The following is a 13,204-nucleotide window of genomic DNA, read 5'->3' on the forward strand; positions in this document are numbered from 1 at the left end:
CCGGCGGGCGCGTCGGTGCCGGCCGCTGCGGGCGGCGGCGCCGGCGCTTCGTCGGGCAGCAGTTGCGGCACCAGGAAGCCGACGATCAGCGCCAGCGCGATCGCCGCGGCCCAGGCGGCGACGATGGTCTGGATGCTGCGCTTCTGCGCCGCGGCGATGATTTCGTGGCGGGTCGAGGCCGGCAGTTGCGGTTCGACCAGTTCCCACAAGGTCTCGCCGCTGTACAGGTCCAGCCCGTCGGCGACGCGCTCGGAGTTGGTGTCGAAGCGTCCGGTGGTGACCAGCAGGCCGCCGGCGGCGCCGTGGAAGCGCACCGCGTCGGCCAGTTCGGCCACGGTCGCGGCCGGCACCTTGTAGTCGCCGTCGCCGAGCTTGCACGACAGCAGCCAGGGCTTGCCGGCGCGCATCAGGCGCAGTTCGGCCTGGGTGCCGCGGGCCAGCGATTCCTCCACCGACTCGGCCTCGAAACCGCGATCGCGCAGCGCCTCGACGATCAGGCGCGCGAATTCGCGCCAGCGCATCTTGGCCAGGCCGGCGATGCCGGTGGCGACTTCAGTGCGATGGCGGCGATACGACCACAGGTAGGCGGTGGACCCCAGGCCGATCGTCAGCGCGACGGCGGCAGCGGACCACAGGGAGAAACTCGACATGTAACGCTAGGCCCATAAAAGACGCTGAGGATATACGGCTTCAGACATATGAATTCCACGCGAATTGCGACGCAGTTCGCGGATTCGATGTGTGCGGGGTCTGCCGTTCACGAGCAAACGCGGCAACGGCGCGGCCGTGAAAGGCTTGAGCGGCGAGCGCGCAGCAACGCGACGCGAGCCGACGCTCGGTCGCCCACGCCGCGTGTCTGCACGCTGTCTGCGCTTGTAAGAAAGCCCGCCAGTCCGAAACCGTAAGGGGAGGGGAGCATACGGAAGCGCGGACTGGCGGGCTTAAGCGGGCCTCGCGCGCGAGCGGCGCGAGGCGGTGAAGCGGTAAGGCGGATCAGTGATACCGCGCGTTCGTGTCAGCGCTTAGGACGCTGCCGCGACCGCGACGTGAAACTCAGGGCGCGACCGGCGGCTTGGGCTTGGCCACGGCCTTGCGCGGCGCCTTGGCCTTGGCCGGCTTGGCCGCGGCGGCGGCCTTGGCGGCCTTCTTGGCCGGCTTGCGCGCCGGCGCGGCGCCGCCCTGGCGGCGCAGCTCGGCGGTCAGCGCGTCGACGCGCTCGCTGAGTTCGGCCAGGTCGTCGCGGCCCGGCACGCCGAGCTTGACCAGGGCGCGCTGCACGCGCTCTTCGAACACCTTTTCCAGACGGTCCCAGGTATCGGTCGCGCGCTCGCGCGCCTGGCCGACCTTGGACTCGACCGCGTCGCGCAGCGCGCCGGCCTGGCCGCCGGTGAACTTGCGCGCGGTCTGCTCCAGGTTCAGGCCTTCCTTGACCAGGCCTTCGAACAGCTTGGTGCCTTCGGCCTGGGCGCGGCCGAACGCGCCGACGCCGGCCAGCCAGATCTGCTGCGCCGATTCGCTCAGGGTCTTGGACAGGCGCTCGGCCTGTTCCTGCGCGCCCGCGCCCTTGCCGGCGGCGCCGGCGGAGCGGGTCTTGCCCGAGGTCTTCTTCGCGGTCTTCTTGAACTTGGCGGCCATGGACGTCCTGTGATTAAGGTTAGTGCTGTGCCTTCACGATGGGGCCGCTGTCTAGAGTATTCACACCAGCGGGGAGCAGCGGATAGCGAATAGGAGTTAGGAGATAGCGAAAGCGCTTTTCGCTATCTCCTAACTCCTATTCGCTAACTTCCCGTTTCTGAAGCCGTCAGGCGCGCTTGCGCGGGCGCTTGCGAGCGACCAGGCGATCCACGTCGTCGAGCGCGCGCCGCAGGCGCGCGGTGGTCTCGCTGTCGCGCGCGGGCGGGGCGATGCCGTCGAGGATCGAACGCTCGGGATCGGCCAGCACGTCCTCGCGCAGGCGCAGGCCGTGCGCGGCCAGGATCGGCGCCAGCTGTTCGGCGCGCGCGCGCAGGTCGGCCAGGGTGTTGCGGTAGGCGATCTCGCAGATGCGCCGGCGCGCGGAGAAGCTGAAGGCGTTGGTGAAGAACAGTTCGCGGTCTTCGGCGTTGGGTTCGAACACCAGTTGGTCGATGTCCGGGTATTGCTGGGCGTAGCGGGCCAGGCCGACCTGCATGCGCGATTGCAGCAGGGTGCGGAAGGTCTGCGACAGCACCGCGGGCAGGCCGCCGGCGGCGAGGCTGTTGTCTTCGGCCACCGCGGCGCCGTGGCTGTGGTTGAACGGCACCAGCGGGTTGAGCCCGATCAGCAGGTCGATGCCGCGTTCGAGCACGACGGAGGCGTGCATGGTCCGGCGCAGCGCGCCGTCGACGAAGTGGCGGCCTTCGATGTTGACCGGCGGGTACAGGCCGGGCAGGGCGGCGCTGGCCTGCACGGCCTTGGAGATCGGTACGTCGTCCCAGCCTTCGCCGCCGAAGCGCACCGCGTCGCCGCTGTCGATGTCGACGGCGACCACGTACAGCTCGGCGTCGAGTTCTCGGAAGTCGTTGCTGCGTCCGCGCCGGGTGAACACTTCGCGCAGGAAGCGTTCGACTTCGCTGTTGTCGAACAGGCCGTTGGGGATCAGGCCGCCGAAGCGGGTGATCAGGTCCGACCAGCGCGCTTCCAGCGGCGAGAACAGCAGTTCGCGCCACCATTCGGTGGCCAGGCGCGGGAAGCTGGCGGCGCGCTTGAGGTATTCGACGAAGGCCGGGCGCATGAAGGTTTCGGGCCGGAATTCGACGTCGGCGCTGTCGCCGGTGACGAAGATGCGGCACATCTCGGCGGTGTCCATGCGGTTGGCCAGGCCGGCGGCGAGGAAGGCGCCGCTGCTGACGCCGACGTAGCAGTCCAGGCGGGTCAGGTCGAGGCCTTCGATGGCCTCGTCGAGGGCGCGCAGGGCGCCGAGTTCGTACATGCCGCCGATCGGGCCGCCGCCGGCGATGGCCAGGCCGATGCGCGGGGCTGCGGACGGGTCGCGCTGGGCGGGGGCGTCGTCGGGTTTGCGCGCGCGTTTCGCGGTGCCGGTGTTCTTGCTTCCTTTCGCCGCCGGCTTGCGGCTCGCCCGGTGGCGGGCGGAATGGAGTGACAGCATGTGATCGGCGGCACGGCCTTGGCGGTAGTCGGTCGAGTGTAGCCCAGCGGGGCGGGGCGTCCAGCGGGGGTGTACGAAGGTCGAAGGGCGTGGGGGGCAGCCTCGGGTCCGGGAGGTCTCCCCCCGGGACCGGGCCTTTGGCATGGTCCCGGGGGGAGACCTCCCGGACCCGAGGCTTTCGTCGCGGTTTGTGGTTGGGGTTGGGGGGCGCTGCGGTCTTGGGGGCGCGTCGCTCTTGCCCGCGCGCGGGGCTGCCGCGATCATCGGCTGCGATGTCCAGAACATCCGACCTCAGCCGCCGCATCGCCTGCCTGCTGTCCAGCCATCAGGCCCTGCACGATCCCGCGCGCGAGCCGCGCAACCGCCTGCGCTGGCTGCCGGAGTTGCGGCAATGGCAGGCGCGCCGGCTCGAAGCCAGCTTCGACCGGTTCCTGCGCGATCCGCGCCGGCGCCCGGCGGCGCAGTTCTTCCTCAGCGACGTCTACAACGACCGCGATTTCAGCCGCCGCGACGCGGACATCGCGCGGGTGCTGCCGATGATGCAGAAGCTGTTGCCCGGGCCGTTGCTGGCGACGGTGGCCGATGCGATCGAGCTGGGCCTGCTGACCCAGGCCTTCGACCTGCGCATGAGCGAGCGCCTGCACGCGCTCGCGCCGCGCCGGCGCAAGCTCGACGGCGCGTTGTACGCGCAGGCCTATCGCGCCTGCGGCCTGCCGCGGCTGCGCGAGCACCAGATCGGTCTGATCGAGAACGTCGGCCTGGGCCTGGGCAAGGCGGTGCGCATGCCCGGCATCCTGACCCTGCTCAAGCTCTCGCGCGGGCCGGCCAAGGCCGCCGGATTGGCGGAATTGCAGGGGTTTCTGGAGCGCGGCTTCGCCGCGTTCGCGCAATTGGGCGATGTGCGCGAGTTCATCGCCGAGATCGGCTCGGATGAGCGCGAGGTGGCGCAGCGGCTGTTCGACGGCGAGCCCGAGCCTTTTCCCGATCTGGATTAGCGCCCCCCTGTAGGAGCGGCGCGAGCCGCGACCGCGGGGTCACACGCTTGCGGCGCAACCTGGAAGCCCCGCAGTCGCGGCTCGCGCCGCTCCTACAGCAGGCCCAGGGCGCTGACGAATGCGGGCAGGTTATCGCGCCGCTGCGCGCTGACGATCGTGTCGAAATGGCGCCTGCGCCCGCTGGGGTGCGCATCGACGTAGGCCAGATCGGCCGGCCGCTCGGTCGGGCCGCCGAGCGGTGCGAACAGGAAGAAATTGAACCGTTCGCGCGCATCGGTCCGGCTCAGCCGCCAGACGATCCGCTCGTGTTCGGCCTAGAACAGCTCGTCCGGGCCGAACTCGCCCTCGATCCGCCAGCCCTCGGTTCGAGGGCGCGCTTGAGCTCGGTCAGCCGGGCGCGGGTCGCGCGCTTACTTGAACTTCTCTTCCAGCACGCGGCGGATCTCGGCCTCGATCGGGCCCTTCATCGCGCCGAGCAGGAAGCCCAGCTGCGCGGTCACGCGCAGGTGTTCGGGGCCGACCGCGATCTTGCCGTCGACGCCGCTGCGGGCGAAGTTGAGCACGTCGCCGTCCCAGCCGTATTCGACGTCGAAGCGTTCGGCGAGCTTCCTGGCCACGTCCTCGACGGCCTTGCGGGCCTTGGCCGGGGCCAGCGAGTGCGGGTGTTGGATATCGATGCTGGGCATGTCTGGGTCTCCCTGGAAGCCGGTTATTGTGCGGGCAGGGGCGGGCGCATCCAAGTCCGCCGCGCCGCCCGCGCGCAGGTCGCGGCGACCGGCGCCGGCGTCGTTCATGCGCCGCCGCGCGCAGCAGGGTGTGCCTGGCGCCGCAACCTGCTAGATTTCCGCCGGGTGAGCGCCCTCAAACTGCGATACCCCAACCGCGAGCATGGCGACCTGGCGTTGAAGCCGGGCGTGCACGCCATCGGCCGCGATTCGGCCGGCCGCACCGTGCTGGTCGACGACGCCGATGCGGCGATCGCGCAATTCAGCGTCGACCGCCGCGGCGTGTGGCTGCAGGTGCGCGACAGTCTGCACGGGCTGCACGTCAACGGCCGGCCGGTCAAGCGCATGGCGATGCTGCGGCCCGGCGATGCGATCTTCATCGACGGGGTCGAGCTGCTGCTGGTGGCCGACAAGCCCGAGCCGGCGCCGCCGTTCGGGGTCGAGATTCCGGCCGATTCGCGCATGGTCGTGCGCGGCGTCGGCGGCGTCCATCACGGCCGCTGCTACACCCTGGAGCAACCCAAGGTGATCGGCCGCGCCGGCGATTGCGACATCCGCATCAACGAGCCGGCCTTCGCCGACCGCCACGCGCGCCTGGAGGCGCACGCCGACGGCGTGGTACTGCGCGATGTGGGTTCGCTCGACGGCAGCGTGGTCAACGGCCAGCCGGTGCGGCACGCACTGCTCAAGCCCGGCGACCAGTTGCTGCTCGACGGCCAGCACCGTTTCGTGATCGAAGCGCCGACCCGCCGGCTCAGCGCCGCCGACGCGCTGCAGGCGCAACTGGCCCAGGAGCAGGCGGCGAACGACGACAAACCCACCCCGCCGTCGGCGCTGCCCTCGTCGGTGCGGCGCATGCCGTGGCTGCTGCTGGCGGCGGTGGTGATGGCGGGGCTGCTCGGTTTGTTGCTGCTCTACGGCGCGCGCTGACCCCTCGATCGCCTGCGAACTTCAAGTCCCTGCCTGTAGGAGCGACGCAAGTCGCGACCGCGCCACCGCGCTTGCGGCGCAGGCTTGAAGCCCCGCGGTCGCGACTCGCGTCGCTCCTACAGCGGCTGCGGCCGTTTAAGCGCGACCGGGGCTGGAAAGCCCCTGTAGGAGCGACGCAAGTCGCGACCGCGCCACCGCGCTTGCGACGCAGGCTTGAAGCCCCGCGGTCGCGACTCGCGTCGCTCCTACAGCGGCTGCGGCCGCTTCGGCGCGCGCTTGGACAGGCGCTTCCACAGCCGCCAGCCCAGCAGGACCGCGAGGATGCCGGCGTACAGCGCCGGTTCGCGGATGTCGGATTTCACCAGCCACCAGAAGTGCAGCACCGCCAGCACGGCGATGGCGTAGACCAATTGGTGCAGCCGCCCCCACAGCCGGCCCAGGCGCCGCATCATGCCCTGGGTCGAGGTGACCGCCAGCGGGATCAGCAGCAGCCAGGCGAGGAAGCCGACGGTGATGTAGGGGCGCTTGGCGATCTCCTCGAAGATCTGGGTCCAGTAGCCGCGCAGGTCCAGCACCAGATAGGCGGCCAGGTGCAGGCTGGCGTAGAAGAAGGCGTACAGGCCGAGCAGGCGACGGAAGCGCAGCAGCACCGCCTGCCCGGTCAGTTGCCGCAGCGGCGTCACCGCCAGCGCGATCAGCAGCAGGCGCAGCGCCCACAGGCCCAGGCGGTGCTCGATCTCAGCCACCGGGTCGGCGCCCAGGCCGCCCTGGCCGGTGCTGAATTCCTGCCAGATCTGCCAGCCCAGGATCGCCGCCGGGGTCAGCGCGAGCAGGTGGGCCGCGGCCTTGGCCGCGATGACGCCGGGCGGGGTCTTGCGCGGCGCGGCCGGGCGGCGCGCGGCGGGCGCCGCGACGGTGGCGGGTACGGCGTCGCTCATGCTCAGAACCAGGTCTTGAGGTTCATGCCGGCGTACAGGCTGGCGACCTGCTCGCCGTAGCCGTTGAACAGCCGGGTCGGAATGCGTTCGGCGAACAGCTTGCTGCCGCTGCCGGCGATGCGGCGCTCGGTCTTCTGGCTCCAGCGCGGGTGGTCGACGTTCGGGTTGACGTTGGAGAAGAAGCCGTACTCCTCGGGCTGCAGCGAGTTCCAGGCAGTGGCCGGGCGGCGCTCGACGAAGTTGATCGCGACGATCGACTTGATGCTCTTGAAGCCGTACTTCCACGGCACCACCAGCCGCAGCGGCGCGCCGTTCTGCTGCGGCAGCGGCTTGCCGTACAGGCCGGTGGCGAGCAGGGCCAGCGGGTGCATGGCCTCGTCGATGCGCAGGCCCTCGCGGTAGGGCCAGTTGATCGAGGGGTAGGCGATGCCGGGCATCTGCTGGCGGTCGGCGAGGGTGGTGAAGGCCACGTACTTGGCCTTGGAACTGGGCTCGAAGCGCTTGAGCACCTCGCCCAGCGGCACCCCGAGCCAGGGGATCACCATCGACCAGCCTTCCACGCAGCGCAACCGGTACACCCGCTCCTGCGGCGCCAGCCCCTTGATCAGGTCTTCCAGCGCCAGCTTGCCGGGCTTGGCGCATTCGCCGCCGACCGCGACCGTCCACGGGCTCAGGCGCAGGGTCTTGGCGGCCGCGGACGGGTCGCCCTTGCCGGTGCCGAATTCGTAGAAGTTGTTGTAGCCGGTGATGTCGGCGTAGGTGGTCAGGGTCTCGTCGGTGCGGAACCCGGCCTTGAGCTGTTCGGGGCTGGCCGGCCTGGCGCCCGGCGGCGGCGGGGCCTCGGCGCCGGCGCAGCCGGACAGGCCCAGGGCCGGGCTCAGCGCCAGCGCCGCCAGCAGGCGCCGGCGCTCGCGGTAGACGGCCTCGTCGGTGATCTGGGAGGCGGGGATGGTCAGGGCATCGCGCAACGACATGGGACGGCTCCGAACGGCGGCAGCGGGCCGGTGCGGCGGGAGCGCCGCGCCGGGAACGGTGGTAAGACGAACTACGGACCGTTTCATTCCATAGAGGCACCCGGCGCGGCAAAAGTTGCGCGGGTAACGACACGTACACGCGGTGCTGCACTGCGGCATACTCAGGGGCCACCCCCAACTGCCACGGAGCTACCGATGTCCCGCGCTTTCAACTTTAGTGCCGGTCCCGCGACCCTGCCCGAACCGGTCCTGCTGCAGGCGCAGTCGGAACTTCTGGAGTGGAACAACGCCGGGGCCTCGATCGTCGAACTCAGCCACCGCGGCCCCGAGTTCATCCAGGTCGCCGCCGAGGCCGAGCGCGACCTGCGCGCGCTGATGGCGATCCCCGACGACTACGCCGTGCTGTTCCTGCAGGGCGGCGCGACCGCGCAGCAGGCGCTGATCGCGCTGAACTTCGCCAACCCCGGCCAGGCCGTGGATTACGTGGTCACCGGCCACTGGGGCAAGACCGCATTGAAGCAGGTCAAGCCTTATGTCAGCGCGAACGTGGCCGCCAACGGCGAGGCCGGCGGCTTCCGCGACATCCCGGCGCGGGCCGAGTGGAACCTGTCCAAGGACGCGGCCTACGTCCACTACACCGCCAACGAGACCATCCACGGCGTCGAGTTCCGCGACATCCCCGACGTCGGCGATGTGCCGCTGGTGGCCGACTTCTCCTCCTCGATCGCCGCCGAGCCGCTGGACGTGTCCAAGTTCGGCGTGATCTACGCCGGCGCGCAGAAGAACCTCGGCCCGGTCGGCGTCAGCGTGGTGATCGTGCGCCGCGACCTGCTCGAGCGCGCCGGCCAGCCGCGCGCGGACATCTTCGACTACCGCTCGCACGTCAAGGGCGAGTCCATGCTCAACACCCCGCCGACCTGGAACTGGTACCTGGCCGGCCTGGTGTTCAAGTGGATGCTGGCCGAAGGCGGCGTGGAAGAGTTCGCCAGGCGCAACGCGCGCAAGGCCGGCCTGCTGTACGAGGTGATCGACAACTCCGGCGGCTATTACCGCAACGAAGTCGCCGCGGCCGCGCGCTCGCGCATGAACGTGCCGTTCTTCCTCAAGGACGAAGCGCTGGACAAGCCCTTCCTCAAGGAAGCCGAAGCGGCCGGGCTGATCTCGCTCAAGGGCCATCGGGCGCTGGGCGGCATGCGCGCGTCGATCTACAACGCGATGCCGGAGGCGGGGGTTCAGGCTCTGGCGTCCTTCATGCGCGACTTCCAACAAAGACACGGGTGAGCGACCGCGCCGGCCGCTGCCCGTGCGGGCAGCGGCCGCGGTCGCCCTAGACAAGACTCAAGGCAATGACCACCAAATCCAGCAAGAACAAGCCGGCCGCGGCCAAGACCCAGGCTCCCGCCGGCAAGGGCGCGGACAAGAAGAAAGCCGCCGCCAAGGCCCAGGCCGAACCGGCCGCCGCTCCCGCCGAACCCGCCGCCGCCGTGCCCGACCTGGCCACGCTGCGCACGCGCATCGACGGCATCGACCGCCACATCCAGCAGCTCATCGCCGAGCGCGCCCAGTTCGCCAACCAGGTCGGCAAGGCCAAGGGCAAGCTGGCCGCCGCGGTGGACTACTACCGCCCCGAGCGCGAGGCGCAGGTGCTGCGCCGGGTGGTCGACCGCAACGACGGCCCGCTCAACGACGAAGTGCTGGTGCGGCTGTTCCGCGAAATCATGTCGGCCTGCCTGGCCCAGCAGGAGCCGCTGAAGATCGGCTTCCTCGGCCCGGAAGGCACGCACTCGCAGCAGGCGGTGTACAAGCACTTCGGCCATTCGATCCACGGCCTGCCGCTGGCCAGCATCGAGGAAGTGTTCCAGGAAGTGGAGGCCGGCAGCGCCGATTTCGGCGTGGTGCCGGTGGAGAACTCCACCCAGGGCACGATCCAGTCGACGCTGGACATGTTCCTGACCTCCAAGCTCAAGATCTGCGGCGAAGTCGAGCTGCGCGTGCACCAGCACCTGCTCTCGCGCGGCGGCCGGATCGAGGACATCGAGCGGGTCTATTCGCATCCGCAGTCGTTCGCCCAGTGCAAGGCTTGGCTGCGCCAGTACCTGCCGAAGGCCGAGAAGATTCCGGTGTCGAGCAACGCCGAGGCCGCGCGCCGCGCGCGCAACGCCGACGACGCGGCGGCGATCGCCGGCGTCGCCGCGGCCAATGTGTACGGGCTGCGCAGCGTGGCGGGGCCGATCGAGGACAGACCTGACAATACGACGCGTTTCCTGGTCATCGGCCGCGAACTGTTCTCGCCTTCGGGCAACGACCGCACCTCGCTGCTGATCTTCATCAAGGACCAGCCCGGCGCGCTGTACAACGTGCTCTCGCCGTTCGCCAAGCGCGGGCTGAGCATGAACCGGATCGAGTCGCGCCCCGGCCACACCGGCCGCTGGCAGTACGCGTTCTTCGTCGACATCGGCGGCCACGTCGAGGAAGACGCGATGCGCGAGGCGCTGGAGGAACTCGCGGAGCTCGCCCACGAGGTCAAGGTGCTCGGGTCCTACCCGGTGGCGATCGCATGAGCGAGCCGGCACTGCAAACGCCCGGCGCCTCCCCGGCGCCGGCGTTCGACGAAGCGTGGTTCGCCGCGCGCGCCCAGCCGGGCGTGCAGCGGCTCAAGGCCTACGACCCGGGCCACGACCTGGTCGCGCTGCGCCGGCAGTACGGCGAGGCGAACCTGGTCGAGCTGGGTTCCAACGAGAATCCCTACGGCCCGTCGCCGGCCGCGCGCGCGGCGATCCTGGATTCGCTGCACGCGCTGCACCGTTATCCCGATCCGCTCGGCGGCGACCTCAAGCGCGCGCTGGCGCGCAAGCACGGCGTCGATACGAAGCAGATCCTGCTCGGCAACGGCTCGCACGAACTGCTGATGCAGCTCGGCCAGGTGTTCGCCGGCGCGGGCGAAGAAGTGGTGTTCTCGCGCTACGGCTTCGCCGTGTTCGCGCTGGCGACCCAGGCGGCCGGCGCGCGCATGAGCATCGTCGACGCGTTGCCGCGCGAGGCCGCGATGCCGTGCGGGCACGACCTCGACGCCCTCGCCGCGGCGGTGGGCGCCGACACCAAGCTGGTGTACGTGGCCAATCCGAACAATCCCACCGGCACCTGGTTCGGCCGCGAGGCGCTGGTCGAATTCCTCGACAAGATCCCGCCGCAGGTCATCGTGGTGATGGACGAGGCCTATGCCGAGATGGCCGACGCGCCGGATTACGCCAGCGCGCTGAGCGTGCTGGATCGTTATCCCAACGTCGCGGTGACGCGCACCTTCAGCAAGGCCTACGGCCTGGCCGGGCTGCGCGTGGGCTATCTGATCGCGCAGCCGGGTTTGATCGCGGTGATGGACCGCCTGCGCGAGAGCTTCAACGTCAACGGCCCGGCGCTGGCCGCGTGCGAGGCCGCGCTCGGCGACGAAGACCATCTGCGCTGGGCCTGCGCGCGCAACGCCGAGCAGCGCGCCGCGCTGGCCGAGGCCTTGAACCGGCGCGGCCTGCGCGCGTTCCCGTCGCAGGCCAACTTCGTCCTGGCCGAATTCGGCGCGCGCACGCCGCAGGTGGAAGCCGCGCTGGTCGCGCGCGGGGTGATCCTGCGGCCGATGGGCGGCTACGGCCTGGGCGACTGCATCCGCATCAGCGTCGGCTCTGCCGACGAGAACCGCCGCCTGCTGGCGGCATTGGACCAAGTGCTGGCATGAGCGCGAGCGATTCCTCCCAGGCCTGGACCGCCGGTCCGGGCGCCGCGTTGCGCGGTTCGATCCGGGTGCCGGGCGACAAGTCGGTCTCGCACCGCGCGGTGATGCTCGGCGCGCTCGCGCACGGCGTCACCCGGGTCACCGGTTTTCTCGAAGGCGAGGACACCCGCGCCACCGCGCGCGTGTTCGAGCGATTGGGCGTGCGCATCGAAACGCCGAGCGCGAGCGAGCGCATCGTCCACGGCGTCGGCCTGCGCGGCCTGCGCGGCAGCGACGCGGCGCTGGACTGCGGCAACGCCGGCACCGGCATGCGCCTGCTCGCCGGCGCGCTGGCGGGGCAGGCCTTCGACAGCGTATTGATCGGCGACGCCTCGCTGTCGAAGCGGCCGATGCGGCGCGTGACCGAGCCGCTGGCGGCGATGGGCGCGCGCATCGACACCCACGAGGGCGGCCTGCCGCCGCTGCGCATCCACGGCGGCCGCGAACTGCGCGGGATCGAATACACCTTGCCGGTCGCCAGCGCGCAGGTGAAGTCGGCGCTGCTGCTGGCCGGCTTGTACGCGCAGGGCGAGACCGTGGTGCACGAACCGCACCCGACCCGCGACTACACCGAGCGCATGCTCGCCGCGTTCGGCTGGCCGATCGAGTTCTCGCCCGGCTACGCGCGCCTGAGCGGCGGCCACGCGCTGCGCGCGACCGAGGTCGCGGTGCCGGCCGACTTCTCCTCGGCCGCGTTCTTTTTGGTCGCGGCGAGCGTGGTCCCGGGTTCGGAGTTGTTGCTCGAAGCGGTCGGCATGAACCCGCGCCGCACCGGCCTGTTGTCGGCGCTGCGGCTGATGGGCGCGGACATCGTCGAAGAAAATCCGCGCAGCGAAGGCGGCGAGCCGGTCGCCGACCTGCGCGTGCGCCACGCGCGCCTGCGCGGCGTCGAAGTGCCGCAGGCGCTGGTGCCGGACATGATCGACGAGTTCCCGGCGTTGTTCGTCGCCGCGGCGGTCGCCGAAGGCCGCACCGTGGTCAGCGGCGCGGCCGAGCTGCGGGTCAAGGAGTCCGACCGCATCGCGACCATGGCCGCGGGCCTGCGCGCGCTCGGCGCGAACATCGAGGAAACGCCGGACGGCGCGATCGTCGACGGCGGCGCGTTGCGCGGCGGCGCGGTGGAAAGCCACGGCGACCATCGCATCGCGATGAGTTTCGCGGTGGCGGCGCAGTTGGCGGCGGGCGAGGTGCGGATCGGCGATGTCGCCAATGTGGCGACCTCGTTCCCTGGCTTCGAAGCCCTGGCGGCGAAGGCGGGGATGCGGGTGGGCCACGCCTGAGCCGAGCATCGCCGCTGTAACCGCAAAAAAGCGGCCCTCGGGCCGCTTTTTTTTGATGGGCTTGAGGCCCGACATTCTTTTCTTTTGTGGGAGGGCCTTCAGGCCCGATGCCTTTCGGCCGGATCGCCGCGACCTGTGACACAAGCATCGGGCCTGAAGGCCCTCCCACAACAGCAAACGCGAACCGCTCCGTGGGAGGGACTTCAGTCCCGACGCTCTGCGTTCGGATCGCGCGAAGCTGTCACTGCATCGGCCGGAACTCCACCGGCTGCTCCACCACCGACGCGACCTCGCGCCCATTGCGCGTCGCCGGCTTGAAACGCCAGTCGCGCACCGCGACCATCGCGGCGCGGTCGAGCTCGCGCGAACCGCTGCGGCGGGCCACGGCGACCTCGTCGGCGCGGCCGTCGGCGCCGACGTTGACCCGCAGCACCACGGTGCCGCCTTCGCCGCGGCGCAGCGCCGCGGCCGG

The 13,204-nt window shown here is 70.6% G+C and carries 13 protein-coding genes and 1 pseudogene; 7 read left to right on the forward strand and 7 right to left on the reverse strand.

Annotated features, from left to right (window positions below; genetic code table 11):
• From A7A76_RS21665 to A7A76_RS21675, 3 genes are all read right to left on the reverse strand, one after another.
• The coding region (locus tag A7A76_RS21665) for a restriction endonuclease (protein WP_206413251.1) at positions 1–650 on the reverse strand (650 nt) is incomplete at its 3' end.
• 403 nt (positions 651–1,053) lie between these two features.
• Entirely contained in the window at positions 1,054–1,635 is a 582-nt protein-coding gene (locus A7A76_RS21670) for a phasin family protein (RefSeq protein WP_206413252.1), read from the reverse strand.
• A 166-nt stretch (positions 1,636–1,801) separates the two neighbouring features.
• Positions 1,802–3,127, reverse strand: coding sequence for a patatin-like phospholipase family protein (locus A7A76_RS21675; RefSeq protein WP_206413253.1), 1,326 nt, complete (start codon positions 3,125–3,127; stop codon positions 1,802–1,804).
• A gap of 272 nt (positions 3,128–3,399) precedes the next feature.
• Between A7A76_RS21675 and A7A76_RS21680 the strand changes: the two genes are divergently transcribed.
• The gene (locus tag A7A76_RS21680; protein WP_206413254.1) at positions 3,400–4,122 is read left to right on the forward strand and encodes an FFLEELY motif protein; all 723 of its coding nucleotides are present in this window, start codon (positions 3,400–3,402) and stop codon (positions 4,120–4,122) included.
• A 410-nt stretch (positions 4,123–4,532) separates the two neighbouring features.
• Here the strand turns inward: A7A76_RS21680 and A7A76_RS21685 are convergent, their stop codons facing one another.
• On the reverse strand, positions 4,533–4,808 hold the full coding sequence (locus A7A76_RS21685) for a polyhydroxyalkanoic acid system family protein (protein WP_206413255.1): 276 nt from the start codon (positions 4,806–4,808) through the stop codon (positions 4,533–4,535).
• A 165-nt stretch (positions 4,809–4,973) separates the two neighbouring features.
• Here A7A76_RS21685 and A7A76_RS26095 point away from each other — a divergent pair, with 165 nt between their 5' ends.
• The gene (locus A7A76_RS26095; protein WP_206413256.1) at positions 4,974–5,777 is read left to right on the forward strand and encodes an FHA domain-containing protein; all 804 of its coding nucleotides are present in this window, start codon (positions 4,974–4,976) and stop codon (positions 5,775–5,777) included.
• A gap of 245 nt (positions 5,778–6,022) precedes the next feature.
• On the opposite strand, the gene msrQ is transcribed toward A7A76_RS26095, so the two are convergent.
• A complete protein-coding gene (gene msrQ, locus A7A76_RS21695) occupies positions 6,023–6,715 on the reverse strand; it encodes a protein-methionine-sulfoxide reductase heme-binding subunit MsrQ (protein WP_206413257.1) in 693 nt (230 codons plus the stop codon).
• A gap of 2 nt (positions 6,716–6,717) precedes the next feature.
• The gene (msrP, locus tag A7A76_RS21700; RefSeq protein ID WP_206413258.1) at positions 6,718–7,689 is read right to left on the reverse strand and encodes a protein-methionine-sulfoxide reductase catalytic subunit MsrP; all 972 of its coding nucleotides are present in this window, start codon (positions 7,687–7,689) and stop codon (positions 6,718–6,720) included.
• Between the two features lie 195 nt (positions 7,690–7,884).
• Here msrP and serC point away from each other — a divergent pair, with 195 nt between their 5' ends.
• From serC to A7A76_RS26995, 5 genes and pseudogenes are all read left to right on the forward strand, one after another.
• Complete coding sequence (gene serC, locus A7A76_RS21705; protein WP_206413259.1) at positions 7,885–8,970, forward strand: 3-phosphoserine/phosphohydroxythreonine transaminase; 1,086 nt, start codon at positions 7,885–7,887, stop codon at positions 8,968–8,970.
• Positions 8,971–9,035: 65 nt separating this feature from the next.
• Entirely contained in the window at positions 9,036–10,250 is a 1,215-nt protein-coding gene (pheA, locus tag A7A76_RS21710) for a prephenate dehydratase (RefSeq protein ID WP_206413260.1), read from the forward strand.
• Positions 10,247–11,416, forward strand: a complete 1,170-nt coding sequence (gene hisC / locus A7A76_RS21715; protein ID WP_206413261.1) for a histidinol-phosphate transaminase — start codon at positions 10,247–10,249, stop codon at positions 11,414–11,416. The genes pheA and hisC overlap by 4 nt, the downstream gene beginning before the upstream one ends.
• Positions 11,413–12,732 (forward strand): 3-phosphoshikimate 1-carboxyvinyltransferase, encoded by a 1,320-nt coding sequence (aroA, locus tag A7A76_RS21720; protein WP_206413262.1) that lies wholly within the window; start codon positions 11,413–11,415, stop codon positions 12,730–12,732. Before hisC ends, aroA begins: the two co-directional genes overlap by 4 nt.
• Before the next feature lie 86 nt (positions 12,733–12,818).
• Positions 12,819–12,902 (forward strand): annotated as a pseudogene (locus A7A76_RS26995) (DUF6053 domain-containing protein); the annotation flags it as partial.
• 71 nt (positions 12,903–12,973) lie between these two features.
• Here A7A76_RS26995 and A7A76_RS21725 read toward each other — a convergent pair.
• On the reverse strand, positions 12,974–13,204 hold a 231-nt coding region (locus tag A7A76_RS21725; RefSeq protein ID WP_206413263.1), incomplete at its 5' end, for an energy transducer TonB.

Source organism: Lysobacter enzymogenes, from assembly GCF_017168095.1.
GTDB lineage: Bacteria > Pseudomonadota > Gammaproteobacteria > Xanthomonadales > Xanthomonadaceae > Lysobacter > Lysobacter enzymogenes_D.